The organism is Nocardia sp. NPDC057272 (assembly GCF_042668615.1).
Classification (GTDB): Bacteria; Actinomycetota; Actinomycetes; order Mycobacteriales; family Mycobacteriaceae; genus Nocardia.
In genome coordinates this window covers 42,819-60,806 of record NZ_JBHUYK010000018.1, presented here as the reverse complement: position 1 = coordinate 60,806, position 17,988 = coordinate 42,819, and the positions used below count along the sequence as shown (strand labels likewise).

The window sequence follows — 17,988 nt, the reverse complement described above, 5'->3', positions numbered from 1 at the left end:
GACCTCAGACCTTCAGGGAGGAGATGGTGGCGGACAGGAATCCCGCGACGACACCGGACGCGGCGGGCACCATGAGCAGTTTCGATCCCGCAGCGATGTTGTCGTCGGCGAGCTGATCGTGCAGAACGATGAAATGTGATGTGGTCGAAGTATTTCCGTACTTCTCGATCACATTGAGGTCCGGCGGCATCTCGGCGCCGAACTCGCGCGCGGCCACCGCATTGATGTAGGGCACCGCGGCAGCGCCGAACTGGTGATGGATGATGTAGTCGAACTGCTCGCCGGCGAAGTCGCGGCCCTGTTGCTCGAGGAAACTGCCCTGGGCGTCGGGCCAGAGCAGGAACCGCGCTTCGTTGTGCATCTTGCGGTTGTCGGTGTAGAGGGCGACGCCCGACGACTTGTCGCTGGGCATCCCGAGGCACAGGTGTGAATGTTCTGCGGCGGTGAGCAATTCGATGTAGTGGATCTTGTCGGCGTCGTCGACCGCGCGGTCCAGCACGACCGCGCACCCGGAGTCGCCCACCGACAGCGAGGCGAACTGCAGATCGTATTTCTCGGTGATCTCGTTCACCGCGGTCTCGGCGATGGGGGTGATCGCCTCGCCGCTGACCACCATGCCGTTGCGCACCACGCCCGAGCGGATCATCCGGTCCAGAATGTAGGTGCCGGTGAGCATTCCGGCACAGGCGTTGGAGACGTCGAAGGTGATGGCCCGTTCGGCGCCGAGGGTCTTGGCGATCGTCGACGCGAACGAGGGCTCCATGTACATGCGGGTGCCGTCGTTGCTGCGGGTGATCGAACACGAGATGATCACGTCCAGCTCGCCCGGCGCGTAGCTCGACCGCGACAGGCAGTCGCGCGCGGCGTTCACGGCGAGGGTGAACGAGTCCTCGACCGACTCCGGGCGGGTGTCGCGCACACGGCGTTCTTTCACGCCGGTGATGCGCTCCAGATCGAACGACGGTGGCGTTTTCAACCGGGAGATCAATTCGGTGGTGGACAAGATGTTCGACGGAAGATATGCCCCGATGGATTCGAAACGCGATTGTGACACGTGAGCTCCCGGATGCGGTCGAAAGAATGGTTTACCGGACGAATCTCGAGCGCCGGTGGACTCGAACCATACCGGTCATCGGCCGGCATCGGGTGCGGTGATCCAGCGCACCGGCCGGTGCGAGATCGTTTGTGCGACACGGTGTTGCGGAAACTTCGGCAATCCACTCGAATCTCATAGATCACCTGGACCAGGGCGTTTGTGTGACTGTGGGCAATGGTACGGCTATCGGACAGATCTGGCTCGCCGCGGTGATGTGGTCCTGCAGAACGGTGCTCGCGCAGTGAGTCACTTCACGATTGTTTACACCGTCGAATAAATTGCGAGCCGAACGGGCTTGTTTTCGGAGTACAACTGGTCTCGCGAATTTTGTCGGCGAGAACTAGCCGCCCAGGCCCACGACGCGGGCCAGCCGCCGATGTGATTCCAGACGCGCCGCTCGATCGAAAGTGCTGGTGTGGACCAGGATTTCATCGGCCTCGGTGCGGCTCACCAGCTTTTCCAATGCTTCGGCGACCTGATCCTCGGTGCCGTGGATCTGGTGGCCGAGCGCCTGCTCGAACAGGTGGCGCTGGCGGTCGGTCATCGCCGCCGGGTCGATCTCCTCGGGTGGGATCAGCGCGGGAAACTCGCCGCGCGTGCGCGAGTAGGCGCTCGACCAGGCCTCCGGGAGCAGTAGTCGGTGCGCCTGCTCGGCCGAGTCGGCGATCATCGCCGTCGCGGAGACCACGACATACGGTCGGGGGACTCGGGCCGAGGGCTGGAACAGGGTGCGGTACCGCTCGATCGCGTCCACCATCGCCTGCGTGCCCGCGATCGGGGCGATCACCAGGGGCAGCCCGAATCGTGCGGCGCGCTCGGCCCCGGAACCGGTGGCGAGCAGGAACGCCGGGACCTCCGCGCCCTCCGCGGAGCCGGCGTGCACACCCTGCCTGCCCACCGCGAAGTAGTCGAGAACCTCGGTGAGGCGTGCGTCGATATCGTCGGCGTCGTCGAGGCCGTGACCGAGCGCGCGGCGGACGCCGTCGGTGAATCCGACCGAACGGCCGAGGCCCATGTCGATTCGTCCGGGGAACAGCGACCCGAGCACGCCGAACTGCTCGGCGACGACGAGTGGCTGATGGTTGGGCAGCATCACTCCACCCGTGCCGACGCGGATGCGCGTGGTGGCCGCCGCGACCGCCGCCGCCAGCACGGTCGGCGCGGTTCCGGCGACACCGGGAACGCTGTGATGCTCGGCGACCCAGAACCGGTGGTAGCCCCACTGCTCGGCGAGGACCGCGAACGCGACCGTCTCCCGCAGGGCGTCGGCGTGGTCCTGCCCGCGCCGCACGCGTGAGCGGTCCAGGATCGAGAAGCGAACCGATTCGAGTGCCATATCAGTAGTCAACGTCGCGGCCGCGGGGCGATTCCGTGGCGGTGACACGCGCGGGTGATCTTCACAGGTTTGGACCGGTACCAACCCTGGACCAACCTTTCGCAACGATAGTGTGCCCCGAGCACGATCACCGGCGAGAAACTGCGAGGAGCGCACTATGGTTCGACATCCCAACGGCCGCAAGGTAGATCATCGCCACCGTGCGGTCGAGGCCAGCGATGATGCGCTGCGTGTGCTGCGGCTGCTGCTCGAGATGCACGGCCCGGTGGTGCTGTACCTCGCGCCCGACACCGACGGGTACACGCCGGTCTGTGTGCGGCTGCGGGACTTCCGGCCCGCGCCCGGCGATGTCCTCGCCGGGCAGACGGCGTGGCACACCCAACTGTGGATGGCCGACCGGTTCCACGTCGGGTTCGACGACCTCGATGTCAGCATCGAGGTGCGCAACCGTCCGCAGCCGGGCTCCGCCTCACTCGAGGCGGCGTGCGGATTCCGGTTCGCGCTGCGGATCGACAAGGCCGAAGCGGCCGTCGACTTCGTCGAGGAAGCCTCCTAGCCCGTCACCAGAACCGCGGCGTCAGGCCCCAGTCCGCGAACTCGGCGGCCAGTAGCTCGCGCAGCGCCGCGCGGGTGGGGAAACGATCAGGGTCGCCGCCGGTCACCACGAGTGTCACGGTGTCGTCATCGCAGGAGAACGCGAGATTGACACCGACCTCTACCTGGCGGAACAACTCGACGGGGCCGGGATTGACCACCGGGCGCATGATGACATCGCGTGCGCGGTGCGATCCGAGGACCGCGATGTTCTGCGCGGTGCGGCCCATGTTGGTGCACAGGCATTCCGGCGCCTTGGCGGTGCGCGCGAACTTGTGCAGCACCACCTTGGGCAACAGCATCTGCACCGGTTGCAGGTGCTGGATGGGTGGGATCGTCGCCGGATCGCGATAGGCCAGGCCCGCCGCCTTGAGCGCGGCGCGCACCGCGGGCAGATCGGCGCGTTCGCCCGCCCGGTAGCCGACGCTGATCGGCAGCCCGGTGGTGGCGTTGGCGCGGGGGTCGTCGGCCTCGCGCATCGAATGCGGAATGTCGACGCGCACCTCGGCGCCGTCGGCGACGCGGCCACTGCGACCGAGCAGCCCGACCGCGACACCGATCAGCAGGCCGTTGGTGGTGCCGCCGTGCGCGGCGGCCACAGCGTCCCATTCGGCGAGATCGAGCTGGACGATGGCCTCGGCCGCCTGCCAGGTGTCGGCGTGGGGCAGCCGTGGCGCCGCCGGGCGCGGATTGCGGGCCGGTTCGCTGACACCGCGGGCGCGGCGTGCCGCACGGACCCCACGGGCGACGGCACGGAGTTGGCTACGCGCGTCGGCGAGATCGGCGGCGAAGCGGCCCGCGCCCGCCACCGGACCGACGAGCCTGCCCGCGCTGGTGCGGCGGTCGGGTGTCTCGCCGCGGTTGAGCCGGTCCAGGGAATCGACGATTGCGTGCATCATGGCGCCGCCGTCGCACGCCACATGCGAGGCGACCAAGGTGACCACGGTGCCACCGGACGCGAGCGGCGCGCCCGCGAGCTGCCACACGAGCCCGCGCTCGGGGTCGAACTCGACGGCGGCCTGCTCGAGGAACCAGTCGAGGACCCGCTCCTCGGGAATCGGGGTGTCCGACCAGCGCAGCGGCAGTGATTCGGTGGCGGGCTCCCAGTGCGCACGCGCGATCGGGAAGCGCGTGGTGCGGAGCCGGCGCGCGATGAACCCGGTCGCCAGGTGCGCGTGCCAGTCGGCGAGCAGGTCCCGGCTCAACGCGGTGTCGAAGCGGTACGCCAGCTGGTTGACCAGGGCGTTCGGGTAGAGGCTGTGCAGTTTGAAGAACAGGTCGTCGTCGGCGGTGATCCGGTTGAGGTCGGTGGACACCGCGACAGCGGGGGCGATGACAGTCATCGAAAGACTCCTAGCGGGAACGGAGAGTGCGCACGGTCAGCGGCGCGAAAACGGCGACCACGACCACCGAGGCGACCAGCGACCACCAGGCATCGGCGCCGACGGTGCCTTCCGCGGCGAGGGTGCGCACAGCGGAGACCAGGTAGGACACCGGATTCAGGTCCGAGACGTGCCGCATCCAGGTCGGCATGGATTCCTCGGGGACCAGGGCATTGGAGGCGAAGCCGAGAAAGGTGAGCACCAGCATGGACATGCCCTGCACGGCGGCGGGGCGGGCGATGGTGGCGCCGATGAACGCGAACAACCAGCTGATGGCGGTGGTGGCGAACACGACCAGCACCGCGCCCGCCAGGAATCCGGCGGTGTGCGCGGGTTGGTAGCCCATGCAGAAGCCGACGATCACCACGGTGGTCGCGGCGATCAGGTAGCGCACGGCCCCCGCCAGCAATGCCCCGGCAACCGGGGCGGACCGGGCGATCGGCATGGCGACGAAACGGTCGAAGACACCGGAGTGGATGTCCTCGGACAACTGCACACCGGTGGCGACCGAGGAGGTGAGCACGATCTGAACCAGCACGCCCGGGATCATGATCGGCAGATACGCCGCCATGCTGCCGGCGATGGCGGTGCCGAAGATGCTGCCGAACAGCACCGGACCGACGATCGGCAGCAGAATGGCGTCGTAGAGCAGTTGCGGGCTGTGCCGGAAGGTGAGCAGTCCGCGCCAGGCCATCATCAGCGAATGACGCAGGGCGGCAAGCGGACCGACACGGGTCACGCGCGGCGCGCGCACCACCTGGAGCGGTTTCTCGACCGTGTGGGTCATGGTGGTCCTCGAACTTTCGCGAAGGGTGCTCATGCCGCGTCCACGGTGCGCGCGTGCCCGGTCAGCGACAGGAACACCTCGTTGAGATCGGGCCTGTCCACCGCGAATCCACGCAGGGTGATGCCCCCGGCGCGGCAGGCGGCGACGATATCGGCGCCGCGCGTGACATCGTGCAGTGCCACGGTCAACGTCCCCGTGGACGACCCTTCCGGGACGTCGCCGGTGATCTCCTGGATCAGCGCCTCGGCCCGGCGCAGGTCGGCGGTGTCGGGGATGTCCAGGCGCAGCACCTGCTCACCGATCGAGGACTTGAGTTCGGCGGGAGTGCCGTCGGCGACGAGCGAGCCACGGTCGATGACCGCGATCCGGTCGGCGAGTGCGTCGGCCTCCTCCAGGTACTGGGTGGTGAGCAGCACGGTGGCTCCGCGGGCGACCAGTCCGCGCACGATGCCCCACATGCGGTCGCGGGTGTGCGGGTCGAGGCCGGTGGTCGGCTCGTCGAGGAAGATCAGCGGGGGCACCGTGATCAGCGTCGCGGCCAGATCGAGTCGACGTCGCATGCCGCCGGAGAACGCGCTGACGCTGCGGCGCGCGACGGCCGAGAGCTCGAATTCCTCGAGAAGTTCCTCGGCCCGGCCGGCGGCGGCGCGCCGCGACAGGCCGAGCAGCCGTCCGAACAATCGCAAATTCTCACCGGCGGTGAGGGTTTCGTCGACGGAGGCGTACTGGCCGGTGAGCCCGATCATCGAGCGCACCGCGGTCGCCTCGCGCACCACGTCGTAGCCGAATACCTCGGCGCTGCCCCGGTCGGGTCGCAGCAATGTGGCGAGCATGCGGACGGTGGTGGTCTTGCCCGCGCCGTTGGGGCCGAGCATCGCGAACACCGATCCTGCCGCGATGCTGAGGTCGACGCTGCCGACGGCGGTGAAGTCGCCGTAGGACTTACCGAGGCCACTGGTGCGGACGGCGATATCGGTGCTCACTGCGGCCTCCCGGCGTGGATGGACAAACTACTCGGGAATGTCAGGGGGACAAGGGATTCCACCTCGTCGGCAGCGCGTGCGACCCCGGTGCCCGCGAACCGGCTCGCGTACGCGGCCGCTCGCGAGACGACGTTCGGGTCCGCGACGCGGTCGAGCAGGGCGGTGAGCTCGGCCTCGGTGAGCTCGGCGGCGCGCACGGTACCCGCCATCTCGAGCCGTTCCAGTGCCCTGCCCCAATACGGCTGATCGGCTTGGACCGCGCAGATCACCTGCGGGACACCGGCTCTCAGCGCGGCGGCGGTGGTGCCCGCGCCGCCGTGGTGCACGGCGGCGATACAGCGCGGGAACACCGACGCGTGATCGACCTGCTCGACGATCGCCATCTCGGGCGACAGCACAGGTGCGATGCCCGCCCACCCCGCGGCCAGCAGCAGCCTGCGACCACGACGGGCGCAGACCGCGCGCAACATCGCCACCAGCGCGGCCGGGTCGTCGACCGCCATCGAGCCGAAGCCGACATAGATCGGCGCCGAACCGGCGTCGAGCCACGCGGTCAGCGCGGGATCGGCCGCGGCGCTGAGGAATCCGTCGGCATCGACGGCGAAGCCGGTCACCGGGTGCCGATCCGGCAGCTCGGCGGCCAGCCCGGGAAACAGGTCGACGTCATAGGCCTGGATCGCCACCCGATCGGGCAGTTGATGTTCGACGATCCCGAACTCCGACAGCGGCTGCTCCAGCGCGGCGTCGCGTGCCCAGCGCAGCGCCGACCAGATCCGCCGGTTGAGCGCCTTCGGAATCCGGGCGCCCCACGCGGTGGGGACCACCGGGACCGACCGATTCGGATGGATCGGAAAGAAGTGCACCGCGGCCAGCGGCAACCCGACGCGCCGCGCGGCCTTCTCGGCCGCCTCCTCGCCCGCCATCCCGGTCACGAGCACATCGTGACCGGGGGCGAGAACGAGCAGATCGCGCACCGCCTCGACGACGCCGCGCCGTTGCAGATCCAGCACCGCGCGCACCCGCTGTCGCGGATTCGGGCTGCGAAAGCGGTGATCGTCGTGCTGGGTGCGCAGCAGTTCGGCGCTGTCGCGGCCGAAACCCACGGCGGCGACGCCGTGGGCGGTGGCGAAGTCGACGAGATTGGGCGACAGTGCGAGCGTCACCGAGTGCCCGCGAGCCAGCAGCTCGCGGGCGAGGAGGATGCCGGGCTGGGCGTCGCCCCGGCTCCCGGTGAAGGCCAGCAGTGCACGCATTCTCAGCCCGCGCTCAGCGCTGCCGCGGCATCGGTGACCGGTGCGGGTGCGGGCGCCACCATGGTCACCGCGTACATGGCCCTGGCGAACTCGGTGAGGAAGCGTTCCATGACCTCGCCGGGCAGGCCCGCGGGGTGACGGGTGGAGACATAGAGCCCGTCGGGGCCGCGCACGACCCAGAAGTACACCTCGTCGGTGGAGTACGACACCGCCCGCAGGGTGCGTCCGCGCAGGTCGGCGACCAATTCGTAGTCCGGAAGCATGCGGATGTCGAGGAAGGACGCACCGTAGGTCGGACCTTCCACGGCGCCGACCATCGCCAGGGAACGGCCCCAGGACGCGTCGTTGCAGAGGTGGGCGCGCTTGAGCGAGGCGCGGGTGGCCTCCAGCGCGACGGTCATGTCCGCGCCCGGCGGCAGCGTCACGTCGACCGGGACGACATTGACGAACCAGCCCATCGACTCGAGCCAGGTGAGGTCGGGCCTGGTCGCGATCGGCATCACGGTGCGGAACCGGTCGTCGCCGAAGGTTTCCCGGGAGGCCATCGCCAGGGCGGCGAACACGGTCACCGACAGCCGGTGCTTGAGCCGATCGAGCGCCGCCTCGACTTCCTCGAGCTGTTCGATGCTGAGCAGGGTGCGCGAGACGCTGGGCTGGGCGTGTTCACCGTCGAGGACGGCGACCTGATCCGCGGCGAAGCGGGGCATGGGCGAGCCCGGCGCGCCGAGGAACTCGCGCCACACCGCGACGGCGGGGGAGTCGGGATCGAGTTCCTCGGCGGCGGCGCGCTCGATGACGGCGTAGTCGGCCGGGCTGCCGAAGGTGGCCGAGTCGCGGATCTCGCCGCCGGTGGTGACCGCGGTGTAGAGGGTGCGCAGCTCGAGGATGAGCACGGCCTGGGAGTAGGCGTCGAGCACCGAGTGGTCGGCGCCGACCAGGACGGTGAAGTCGTCGGTGTCGTGGGCCACCGTGGCCACCAGCAGGTGCGGCCACATCAGTGCGGACAGGCGCAATTCCAGTGCATCGCAGAGGTATTCGTTGATCTCGTCGCCGTCGCAGAGATCGGCGACCGGGGCGCCGGTGACACGAACGGTGCCGGGGGCGGTGGTCACACGGTGGTAGCCGCCGTCGCCGGTGGGGGCGACGGTGGTGCGGAAGCCCTCGTGGCGGTCGTGCCACAGCCGCAGCGTCGTCGCCCAGGCGTCGGCGTCGAGTGGGGCGTCCATCTCGAAGATCGTGCCGATCCAGCGGCCGCGGCCGGGACGGGCGTCTTCGGGGTCGAGGAACCCGAGGTACTGCTCGTGGACGCTGGCGAGGGGACGCTCGTCGTCGCGCCAGGCGTCGGCGGAAATGAGTTCGGGGGTCCAGATCACCAGGTCACCGGAGCGGATCCGGAATTCGGAGAGATGGGTGTATTCCATGGCGGGTCACCTCATGGGGAGTGCAAGCCGAGAACGGCGCGACGGGGATTCGGTGATCGCGGGCGCGTCACCGGATGTTGCTCTGGATCCCGCACCGGATGTAGCTGGCGAACCCTGGGCTATCCCGAGTCTATAACTCTGAGAGTTTTCTGAAATATTACTTCTTCACAACTGGGCGGTGTGAAGAAGCTCACTTTCAAATTTGTTGCGAATCACAACCTAGACCAGGTGCCCCTGGAGTAATGGGGTTTTAGTTCAGATCGCCGAGCTGAACTCGGTCAGGACCGTGCCGTGCCGGATGAGCCCCGATACCCCTGGCAGTTCGACCTGCGGCGACCACGTGCGGAAGCCGTCGTAACTGTCGCTGAAGTAGTACCGGCCCTCGGTGTAGGCGTCCAGGTAGATGCGGTGCCCGCCGTCGGGAAGCCGGACGATCGACTGTCCCTCCCGTGGCCCGCCCCACCCGGCCCAGTCGCCGGTGGCGACGAAGCTGTACGGCCCGAGCGGCCGGTCGGCGACGGCGAGCTCGATCAGCTTGGAGTCCTCGTTCTTCACGAACGCGAACAGGCGTCCGTCCAGGCGCACCAAGGTGGTGTCGATATGGCCGAGTGAGCCGGGCCCGGCGGGGCCCAGCCCGAGCATCGGCACCGGCGGCGCCCAGACGGTGAGCCCGGCATCGAGCGGGATGAGCAGGTGCGGGGTGAAGCCGTGCCCCCAGGTCAGCGACACGATGATGCCGACCCGCCCCGCCGCGTCGGCGTACCACTCCGGCGCCCACGTGCCTTCGAGCCTGCCCGCCACCAGCATCGGCACAGCGGCGAGGAACGTCCAGGTGATCCGGTCGCGGCTGCGCGCCAAGCCGATCGCGGTGGCGTCACCGGCGATCGTGTATGTGAGGTAGTAGTGCCCGTCGGTGTGCAGCAGCACGCTCGGGTCGCGGACCAGGCCGGCCGGCGGTGTGTACGCGTGCTCACTGACCGGGGTGAAATCGGTGCCGTCCGCGGACTCGTAGACCGCGAGGGTGGTATCGCTGTCGGCGCGAAAGGCCGTCATCGTGTACCGGACCGGAGTGCGGTGGGGGTCGATGCCCACCCCCGGGCCGAGCGAGGACTGCGCGCGGGCCGTGCCCGCTGCCAGTAGTGGGAGTCCCGCCAGAAGTGCGAGTGCCGATCTGCGTCCCACTGTGATCGCCATGACCTGGGATTATCCGCGCGGATCGCGACGGCTCGGGGTAGGCGCGCCGTCGGTCAGGAGGTGGCGGCCTCCGGCTCCGGGGCAGCCGTGTCGACCGGTAGCCGCAGGTCCACGATCAGCCCGATCAGCCCGACCGACAGACAGATGGCCGACACGGTGATCGCGATCGGGTGGCTGTCGCCTGCCAGGGAACCGGCCAGTACCACCGTCGAGATCGTGCCGGGGGCCGAACCGGCCACTGTCGCAGCGAGATACGGGGCCAGGCGGACCGACGACAGGCCGCAGCAGTAGTTGAGGATCGAGAAGGGGACGACGGGGATCAGCCGCAGCGCGGCCACCGCGAGCCAGCCGCGGCGGGCCAGCCGGTCGTCGACCGCCCGCACCGCCGGGTGTGTGAGGTGTTCGGCGACCCGGTCGCGGCCCAGCCTGCGTACCCCGAGCAGCGCCACGGTCGCGCTCACCGCCGTGGCGGCCATGGCGATGACCGAACCGAGGATCGGACCGAATAGAACACCGCTGGTCACGGTGAGTACGGTGCGCGGAACGGGCGCGACGGCGACCACCGCGTAGAAGAGGAAGAACAGCAACGGCAACAGCGGCCCGGCATCGCCTGCCCAGTCCCTGATCTGCTGCGGGCCCGGCAACGGAACCAGCATCGCCACCACGAACAGTGCGGCGAGCCCGGCCAGAGCGATGAGCAGGCGCGGGGAGCGGATCAGTCGAGACACCCGGGTAAGCGTACCGGCCGGTAGGGGATGGCCCGGGTGGCCGGACACCCTGTCACAGATAGCATCATGAGGGAACCGGATACATCCTGGTTCGCTGTGGGCCCGTTTGTGGGATTTCACGGACCGGCAGCACACCGGGGTGCGGTCGTCGAATGGAAGAGAGAACAGCAGCTATGCCGATTGGTTCAGAGTCCGGGGCGGGGCTCGCACCGGATCCGGTGCCCGAGTACGCCGCGTGGCGCAAGGGCGTGGCGGGTGTGCTGGCGAAAGCGCGACGGGTCGAGGCTTCCGAGCTCCCCGCCGAACCGGAACATCTGCTCGACGAGACCACCTATGACGGGCTCACGATCGCCCCGCTCTACACCCGCCGCGACGAGCTGCCCGAGCAGCCGCTGCCCGGCGCCTTCCCCTACGTGCGCGGTGGCGACGCCGCGCGTGACCCGCAGCGCGGCTGGTTCGTCGGCGCGTTCGCCGGTGAGAACGACGCCGAGGCCACCAACCGGGCGATCCTGACCGGTCTGGAGAACGGCGTGAGCGCGATCGCGCTCGGAGTGGGCACCTACGGCGTCGCCGTCGACGACATCCCCCTTGCCCTGCGTGGGCTGCTGTTCGAGCTGGCCCCGCTGACGCTGGTGGCCGGTGCGGCGACCGGCACCGCCGCCGAGCGGGTGTTCGACGTCCTCGACGGGTACTCGATCGCCGATCGCACGCAGATCCGGGTCGGCCTCGGCGCCGCCCCGCTGACGAGCGCCTTCACCGGTGCCGAAGACCTCGACGACGCCGAGACCGTGGCGCTGGCCGTGCGCGCGATCGCCCGGCCCGAGACGGTCCGCGCCATCACGGTGGACGGCATCGCCTTCCACAACGCCGGTGCCGCCGACGCACAGGAAGTGGGCGCCGCCGTCGCAGCCGGTCTGGCCTACCTGCGCCTGCTCACCGGCGCCGGAGTCGACATCGCCGACGCGTTCGGCCAGCTCGAGTTCCGTTTCGCGGCGACCGACGACCAGTTCGCCACCATCGTGAAATTCCGGGCGGCCCGGCGCCTGTGGGCCCGGGTGGCCCAGGTCTCCGGTGCGCCTGCCTTCGGTGCCGCCCCGCAGCACGCGATCACCTCGGCCGCCATGATGACCCAGCGCGACCCCTGGGTGAACCTGTTGCGCACCACGCTCGCCGCGTTCGGCGCCGGCGTCGGCGGTGCCGATTCGGTGACCGTACTGCCCTTCGACGCGGCCCTGCCGGCCGGCGAACTCGGCGTGTCCACGACGTTCTCCCAGCGCCTGGCTCGCAACACCCAGCTGCTGCTGCTCGAGGAATCCCGTCTCGGGCACGTGCAGGACCCGGCCGCCGGTTCCTGGTACGTCGACAAGCTGACCGACGAACTCGCCGCCAAGGCATGGGAGTTCATGCAGGAGCTCGAGTCGGCGGGCGGCTACCTCGCCGCGCTCGACACCGGTGTGCTCGCGGCCCGGATCGCCGAGACCGCCGCCGCGCGCGCGGCCGACGTCGCCCACCGCCGGACCGCGGTCACCGGCGTCAACGAGTTCCCCAACCTCGCCGAGACCCCACTGTCGGAGCAGGCCCGTGAACCGGGTCCGAACGCGCGCTACGGCGCTGCCTTCGAAGCGCTGCGCAACCGCTCCGATGCCTACCTGGCCGCCAACGGCGCCCGCCCGAAGGCACTGATCGTGCCGCTCGGCCCGGTGGCCGAACACAACGCGCGCACCATCTTCACCGCGAACGTGCTGGCGTCCGGCGGTATCGAATCGGTCAACCCCGGCCCGCTCACGATCGACGCCATCGCCGCCGCCGCCACGGAATCCGGTGCGCGTATCGCGGTGCTGTGCGGTGCCGACAAGCGCTACGGCGAACAGGCGGGGGCCGCCACCGATGCCCTGCGCGCCGCCGGGATCGAGACCGTGCTGCTGGCCGGCGCGGAGAAGTCGGTCGAGCAATACAGCGGGACGCAGCGTCCCGACGGGTACCTGGCCCTGCGCATCGACGCGGTCGCGGTCCTGTCGCAGCTGCTGGAGAAGGTGGGAGCCTGATGACCACGTCCGATATCGAGCACGTCATCGGCAGCTTCGCCGAGGTGCCGCTCACCGACCACGCGCCCGCGTCGGCCGACGTCGACGCCGAGCAGGTCCGCGCCTTCGTGGCCGACGCGGCGACGGCGAACCACACCACGCCCGAGCAGCTGGTCTGGTCGACCCCGGAGGGCATCGACGTTCCGCCGGTCTTCACCAAGGCCGATCGGGATGCTGTTGTCGCGCAGGGTTATCCGCTCGACACCGTGCCCGGCGTCGCGCCGTTCCTGCGTGGCCCGTACCCGACCATGTACGTGAATCAGCCGTGGACCATCCGCCAGTACGCGGGCTTCTCCACCGCCGCCGATTCCAACGCCTTCTACCGCCGCAACCTGCAGGCGGGCCAGAAGGGGCTCTCGGTCGCCTTCGACCTCGCCACCCACCGTGGCTACGACTCCGACCACCCCCGCGTCCAAGGTGACGTCGGCATGGCCGGTGTCGCGATCGACTCGATCCTGGACATGCGCCAGCTCTTCGACCAGATCCCCCTGGACCAGGTGTCGGTGTCGATGACCATGAACGGCGCGGTGCTGCCGATCCTGGCGCTCTACGTCGTCGCCGCCGAAGAGCAGGGCGTGACGCCCGAGCAGCTGGCCGGAACCATTCAGAACGACATTCTGAAAGAGTTCATGGTCCGCAACACCTACATCTATCCGCCCAAGCCCTCGATGCGGATCATCTCCGACATCTTCGCCTTCACCAGCGCGAAGATGCCGAAGTTCAACTCGATCTCCATCTCCGGCTACCACATTCAAGAGGCCGGTGCGACCGCCGATCTGGAGCTGGCCTACACCCTCGCCGACGGTGTGGAGTACATCCGCGCCGGCATCGCCGCGGGCATGGATGTCGACAAGTTCGCACCGCGTCTGTCGTTCTTCTGGGCCATCGGCATGAACTTCTTCATGGAGGTCGCCAAGCTGCGTGCGGGGCGTCTGCTGTGGAGTGAGCTGGTGTCGAAGTTCGAACCCAAGAGCGCGAAATCGCTGTCGCTGCGGACCCACTCGCAGACCTCGGGCTGGTCGCTGACCGCGCAGGACGCCTACAACAATGTGGCGCGCACCTGCATCGAGGCGATGGCCGCGACCCAGGGGCATACCCAGTCGCTGCACACCAACGCGCTCGACGAGGCCCTGGCCTTGCCGACGGACTTCTCCGCCCGTATCGCGCGTAACACTCAGCTGCTCATCCAGCAGGAGTCCAACACCACCCGCCCGATCGACCCGTGGGGTGGCTCGTACTACGTCGAGTGGCTCACTCACCAGCTCGCCGAGCGGGCGCGCGCCCACATCGCCGAGGTCGAGGCGCACGGCGGTATGGCACAGGCGATTTCGGAGGGTATTCCGAAGCTGCGCATCGAAGAGGCCGCCGCGCGGACCCAGGCGCGCATCGACACCGGCCAGCAGCCGGTGATCGGCGTCAACAAGTACCAGGTCGAAGAGGACCACGCCGTCGAAGTTCTCAAGGTCGAGAACTCGCGGGTGCGGGCCGAGCAGATCGAGAAGCTGGAACGGCTTCGCGCCGACCGTGATTCGGTCGCGGTGGAGCAGGCGCTGGCCGAATTGACCCGTGCGGCAGCGTCGTCCGAAGGCGGCATGGAGAACAACCTCCTCGCGCTCGCCATCGACGCCGCGCGCGCCAAGGCCACCGTCGGTGAGATCTCCGACGCGCTGGAGAAGGTCTACGGCCGCCATCAGGCCGAAATCCGTACCCTGTCCGGTGTGTACCGTGACGAAGCAGGCAAGGCCACCAACATCGGCGCCGCCATCGCGCTGGTCGAGGAATTCGGCGAGGCCGAGGGGCGCCGTCCCCGCATCCTGGTCGCCAAGATGGGCCAGGACGGACACGATCGCGGCCAGAAGGTGATCGCGACCGCGTTCGCCGACCTCGGCATGGACGTCGACGTGGGCCCGCTGTTCCAGACGCCCGAAGAGGTGGCGCGCCAGGCAGCCGACAACGACGTGCACATCGTCGGTGTGTCTTCGCTGGCCGCTGGTCACCTCACGCTGGTGCCCGCCCTACGGCAGGCACTGGCCGATGTCGGTCGTCCCGACATCATGGTCATCGTGGGCGGTGTGATCCCGCCCGGCGATTTCGACGAGCTCTACGAGGCCGGTGCGGCAGCGATCTTCCCGCCCGGCACCGTCATCGCCGATGCGGCCATCGACCTGCTGAAGAAGCTGGGCGCGGCTCTCGGACACGAGATCGGTGGCGGCGCACAGGCATGAGCGGTCAGCGCCCGGAGGCGGTAGCCGGCGTAACCACGGAGGGCGCCCCAGCATGCCGCAGTGGAACAGTATGAGCGACGCCGCACAGGTAGCCGGGGGTTCCGACGCGCACCCTCGGCTCGGGACCACCGCGGGCGTCGGCTCGCCACGCAACGAGGGGCGCACCGCCGTGGGCGTTCGCCGGACGATCGATGTCGACGCGCTCGCCGAGCAGGTCACAGCGGGGCAGCGTTCGGCGCTGGCCCGCGCGATTACGCTGGTCGAATCCACCCGCTCCGATCACCGGGAACTCGCGCAGCAGTTGCTGCTGCGGGTGGCGGCGGAACCGGGCAGCGTCGTCTCGAACCGGGTCGGCATCACCGGTGTTCCGGGCGTCGGCAAGTCCACGTTCATCGACGCGCTCGGGATGTACTTGCTGGCCAAGGGGCATCGAGTCGCGGTCCTCGCGGTCGACCCGTCCTCGACCCGCACCGGTGGCTCGATCCTCGGTGACAAGACGCGGATGGCGCGGTTGTCGCTGGAGGCGGACGCGTTCATCCGGCCGTCCCCGACGGCGGGCACCCTCGGCGGCGTGGCCAAGGCGACCCGGGAGACGATCGTGCTCCTGGAGGCCGCCGGGTACGACGTGATCCTCGTGGAGACCGTCGGCGTCGGCCAGTCCGAGGTGACCGTCGCCAACATGGTCGACGTGTTCTGCTTCCTCACCCTGGCCCGCACCGGAGACCAGTTGCAGGGCATCAAGAAGGGCGTGCTGGAACTCGCCGAGCTGGTGGCGGTCAACAAGGCCGACGGTAAGCACGAGATCGAAGCCAAGGGCGCCGCGCGCGAACTGGCGGGCGCCCTGCGCCTGATCCACCCGCACGACGCCCTGTGGAAACCGCCGGTGCTCACCATGAGCGGTCTGGAAGGCGTTGGCCTCGACAAGTTCTGGGGCACCGTCCTCGACCACCGCCGGGTCCTCACCGAGGCGGGCGAATTCGCCGAGAAGCGTCGCCGCCAGCAGGTCGACTGGACCTGGACCATGGTCCACGACCAGATCCTGCGCCGACTTGCCGATAACCCGAACGTGAAAGATGTTCGCGCGCAGGTGGAATCGGCTGTCCGCGCCGGAACGCTCACCCCCGCCCTGGCCGCCGAACAGATCCTCACGGCCTTCGACCGGAGTTGAGACACCCGCACGGTGCCCACTGGTAGCTGCTGACGGCGTTATTGAGTCGTATCCAGGGTGATCGCCCGGAATTTTCGGCTTTCACGTCGGGGTTTGTGGATGATATTCCCATTCGGGCTTCTTTGCCAGCTGTTGTCTGTGCCGATTTTCGAGGATCCTCGGAAGTGGACGTCGAGAGCTGACGGCCGAGGAGGTAGTGATGACGATCTTCCGCACGAATCGGACCATGAGCAGTGACAGGACGCCCGAGCGGGCGATTCTCGGGGGCGACGGTCGTTGGCGGCTCACCTGGCTGCCAGAACTCGGCCTGACGTCCGATCAGGCGATATCAGGACTGAGGCTGGACGAAATCCTCAGTGACCCTGCCCTGGTCTATGACCGGATGGCGCTGGCGGAGGCCACCACCTGTGCCGACCGCATCGGCATCATCCTCGAGCTCGCGATGGTGCGACTCTGGAAGCGGATGAGCACCGCCATCGCGCTCTGCGGGCTCGTGGCGACCCGATGGGGTCGAGTCGTCTGACCCGGCCGGACTTTCACAACCAGCGGATACGTCGGAAGGCGACGATCAGGGTGGCGCAGATGGTGGCCATGACGATCAGGGTGGCGGGGTAACCCCAGGTCTGCCGGAGTTCGGGCATGTGATCGAAATTCATGCCGTAGATGCCGGCGATCATGGTGGGGACCGCCAGGATGGCGATGTAGGCGGAGATCTTGCGCATGTCCGTGTTCTGCTGGACGGCGATCTTGGCCACCGCGGCGCCCACGAGAGTGGTGAGGGTTTCGTCCAGGTCGTTGATGCGCTCGGCGACGCCGCTGTGATGATCGGCGACGTCGCGCAGGTAGCGGCGCACCTCCTTGGGCAGGGGAGTGCGCGGCGCGGTGAGGGTCTGCAGCGGGCCCGCGAGCGGGCGAACGGCGCGGCGTAGCTCGACGATCTCGCGTTTGAGCTGGTAGATGGCCTCGATCGGGATCTTGCTCCGCGGGCTGAAGAGCTCTTCCTCCATCGACTCGACGTCGAACTCCGTCGCCTGAGTGACGTCGATGTAGGTGTCGACGACGTGGTCGGCGATCGCGTGCAGCACGACGCCGGGGCCGAGCGCCAGGCGATCGGGTTCGGCTTCGAGCCGGTGCCGCACGGCGGTGAGTTCGTTGTGTTCGCCGTGGCGGACCGCGACCACGAAATCGGCGCCGAGGAAGACCATGATCTCGCCGGTCTGCACGATCTCACTGACGGTGTGCATATCGTGCTCGACGTAGGCGACGGTCCGCATCACGGTGACCATGGTGTCGTCATAGCGTTCGAACTTCGGCCGCTGTCTGCCGGTGACGGCGTCCTCGACGGCGAGTTCGTGCAGCCCGAACGTCGCGGCGATCTCGCCCATCTGGTGCAGGTCCGGTTCGAACAGCCCGATCCACACGAAACCCGTACCACGCCTGCGGATTTCGGTCAGCGCGGTCTCGGGGGTGAAGCGGCCGGGCAGACGCTTGCCGTCGACATAGGCGGCGCAGTCGATGATGGCGCGCGCGGTCGGCACCGAGGGTTTGTGGACGACTTCCACTCGCCGTCGGCTGCGCGACAGGAACGGGGAATCCGCCACCCGGGCTCCGATACCGCGCCGGGTCGCGGTGGGAGCGGGTGTGACGCGAGGGCCGTCGACCATCGTTCACCTCGCTCTCTTCGATCGTGCCGCAGCATCCCACGGCGGCCGACGCGGACGCAACCGACTGGCGCCG

The 17,988-nt window shown here is 68.8% G+C and carries 15 protein-coding genes; 5 read left to right on the top strand and 10 right to left on the bottom strand.

The window, feature by feature from the left end; translation table 11 throughout:
• Positions 1 to 4 precede the first annotated feature (4 nt).
• Entirely contained in the window at positions 5 to 1,054 is a 1,050-nt protein-coding gene (locus ACFULV_RS22950) for a 3-oxoacyl-ACP synthase III family protein (RefSeq protein WP_378631287.1), read from the bottom strand.
• Positions 1,055 to 1,436: 382 nt separating this feature from the next.
• Entirely contained in the window at positions 1,437 to 2,432 is a 996-nt protein-coding gene (locus tag ACFULV_RS22945; RefSeq protein WP_378659828.1) for an MsnO8 family LLM class oxidoreductase, read from the bottom strand.
• Positions 2,433 to 2,589: 157 nt separating this feature from the next.
• On the opposite strand from ACFULV_RS22945, the gene ACFULV_RS22940 reads away from it, so the two are divergent.
• The gene (locus ACFULV_RS22940) at positions 2,590 to 2,988 is read left to right on the top strand and encodes a DUF779 domain-containing protein (RefSeq protein WP_378659825.1); all 399 of its coding nucleotides are present in this window, start codon (positions 2,590 to 2,592) and stop codon (positions 2,986 to 2,988) included.
• A gap of 4 nt (positions 2,989 to 2,992) precedes the next feature.
• Here the strand turns inward: ACFULV_RS22940 and ACFULV_RS22935 are convergent, their stop codons facing one another.
• The 7 genes from ACFULV_RS22935 to ACFULV_RS22905 form a co-directional block, all read right to left on the bottom strand.
• Positions 2,993 to 4,369 (bottom strand): hypothetical protein, encoded by a 1,377-nt coding sequence (locus tag ACFULV_RS22935; RefSeq protein ID WP_378659823.1) that lies wholly within the window; start codon positions 4,367 to 4,369, stop codon positions 2,993 to 2,995.
• A gap of 10 nt (positions 4,370 to 4,379) precedes the next feature.
• Positions 4,380 to 5,195, bottom strand: coding sequence for an ABC transporter permease (locus tag ACFULV_RS22930; protein WP_378631293.1), 816 nt, complete (start codon positions 5,193 to 5,195; stop codon positions 4,380 to 4,382).
• A 29-nt stretch (positions 5,196 to 5,224) separates the two neighbouring features.
• On the bottom strand, positions 5,225 to 6,178 hold the full coding sequence (locus tag ACFULV_RS22925) for an ATP-binding cassette domain-containing protein (protein ID WP_378659820.1): 954 nt from the start codon (positions 6,176 to 6,178) through the stop codon (positions 5,225 to 5,227).
• Positions 6,175 to 7,431 (bottom strand): glycosyltransferase, encoded by a 1,257-nt coding sequence (locus ACFULV_RS22920; protein WP_378659817.1) that lies wholly within the window; start codon positions 7,429 to 7,431, stop codon positions 6,175 to 6,177. Before ACFULV_RS22920 ends, ACFULV_RS22925 begins: the two co-directional genes overlap by 4 nt.
• A gap of 2 nt (positions 7,432 to 7,433) precedes the next feature.
• Positions 7,434 to 8,852, bottom strand: a complete 1,419-nt coding sequence (locus ACFULV_RS22915; RefSeq protein WP_378659815.1) for a condensation domain-containing protein — start codon at positions 8,850 to 8,852, stop codon at positions 7,434 to 7,436.
• 255 nt (positions 8,853 to 9,107) lie between these two features.
• Complete coding sequence (locus ACFULV_RS22910; protein ID WP_378659812.1) at positions 9,108 to 10,046, bottom strand: hypothetical protein; 939 nt, start codon at positions 10,044 to 10,046, stop codon at positions 9,108 to 9,110.
• A gap of 53 nt (positions 10,047 to 10,099) precedes the next feature.
• On the bottom strand, positions 10,100 to 10,774 hold the full coding sequence (locus ACFULV_RS22905) for a TVP38/TMEM64 family protein (RefSeq protein WP_378659810.1): 675 nt from the start codon (positions 10,772 to 10,774) through the stop codon (positions 10,100 to 10,102).
• 173 nt (positions 10,775 to 10,947) lie between these two features.
• Between ACFULV_RS22905 and ACFULV_RS22900 the strand changes: the two genes are divergently transcribed.
• From ACFULV_RS22900 to ACFULV_RS22885, 4 genes are all read left to right on the top strand, one after another.
• Positions 10,948 to 12,819 (top strand): methylmalonyl-CoA mutase family protein, encoded by a 1,872-nt coding sequence (locus tag ACFULV_RS22900; RefSeq protein WP_378659808.1) that lies wholly within the window; start codon positions 10,948 to 10,950, stop codon positions 12,817 to 12,819.
• Positions 12,819 to 15,083 carry a methylmalonyl-CoA mutase gene (scpA, locus tag ACFULV_RS22895; protein WP_378659805.1) on the top strand — a complete coding sequence of 755 codons (2,265 nt, stop codon included), beginning with the start codon at positions 12,819 to 12,821 and terminating at the stop codon, positions 15,081 to 15,083. The genes ACFULV_RS22900 and scpA overlap by 1 nt, the downstream gene beginning before the upstream one ends.
• Before the next feature lie 70 nt (positions 15,084 to 15,153).
• Positions 15,154 to 16,251 (top strand): methylmalonyl Co-A mutase-associated GTPase MeaB, encoded by a 1,098-nt coding sequence (gene meaB / locus ACFULV_RS22890; RefSeq protein WP_378659803.1) that lies wholly within the window; start codon positions 15,154 to 15,156, stop codon positions 16,249 to 16,251.
• 226 nt (positions 16,252 to 16,477) lie between these two features.
• Positions 16,478 to 16,774, top strand: a complete 297-nt coding sequence (locus ACFULV_RS22885) for a hypothetical protein (RefSeq protein ID WP_378659800.1) — start codon at positions 16,478 to 16,480, stop codon at positions 16,772 to 16,774.
• A gap of 13 nt (positions 16,775 to 16,787) precedes the next feature.
• On the opposite strand, the gene ACFULV_RS22880 is transcribed toward ACFULV_RS22885, so the two are convergent.
• Positions 16,788 to 17,915: a magnesium and cobalt transport protein CorA gene (locus ACFULV_RS22880; RefSeq protein WP_378659797.1), complete on the bottom strand. Its 1,128-nt coding sequence runs from the start codon at positions 17,913 to 17,915 to the stop codon at positions 16,788 to 16,790.
• Positions 17,916 to 17,988 lie beyond the last annotated feature (73 nt).

What these genes read in the sequence shown, in the direction of transcription:
- ACFULV_RS22945 (WP_378659828.1), bottom strand. Translation starts at nt 2,432, where the DNA reads ATGGCACTCGAATCGGTTCGCTTCTCGATCCTGGACCGCTCACGCGTG.
- ACFULV_RS22940 (WP_378659825.1), top strand. Translation starts at nt 2,590, where the DNA reads ATGGTTCGACATCCCAACGGCCGCAAGGTAGATCATCGCCACCGTGCG.
- ACFULV_RS22935 (WP_378659823.1), bottom strand. Translation starts at nt 4,369, where the DNA reads ATGACTGTCATCGCCCCCGCTGTCGCGGTGTCCACCGACCTCAACCGG.
- ACFULV_RS22930 (WP_378631293.1), bottom strand. Translation starts at nt 5,195, where the DNA reads ATGACCCACACGGTCGAGAAACCGCTCCAGGTGGTGCGCGCGCCGCGC.
- ACFULV_RS22920 (WP_378659817.1), bottom strand. Translation starts at nt 7,431, where the DNA reads ATGCGTGCACTGCTGGCCTTCACCGGGAGCCGGGGCGACGCCCAGCCC.
- ACFULV_RS22915 (WP_378659815.1), bottom strand. Translation starts at nt 8,852, where the DNA reads ATGGAATACACCCATCTCTCCGAATTCCGGATCCGCTCCGGTGACCTG.
- ACFULV_RS22910 (WP_378659812.1), bottom strand. Translation starts at nt 10,046, where the DNA reads ATGGCGATCACAGTGGGACGCAGATCGGCACTCGCACTTCTGGCGGGA.
- ACFULV_RS22900 (WP_378659808.1), top strand. Translation starts at nt 10,948, where the DNA reads ATGCCGATTGGTTCAGAGTCCGGGGCGGGGCTCGCACCGGATCCGGTG.
- scpA (WP_378659805.1), top strand. Translation starts at nt 12,819, where the DNA reads ATGACCACGTCCGATATCGAGCACGTCATCGGCAGCTTCGCCGAGGTG.
- meaB (WP_378659803.1), top strand. Translation starts at nt 15,154, where the DNA reads ATGAGCGACGCCGCACAGGTAGCCGGGGGTTCCGACGCGCACCCTCGG.
- ACFULV_RS22885 (WP_378659800.1), top strand. Translation starts at nt 16,478, where the DNA reads ATGAGCAGTGACAGGACGCCCGAGCGGGCGATTCTCGGGGGCGACGGT.
- ACFULV_RS22880 (WP_378659797.1), bottom strand. Translation starts at nt 17,915, where the DNA reads ATGGTCGACGGCCCTCGCGTCACACCCGCTCCCACCGCGACCCGGCGC.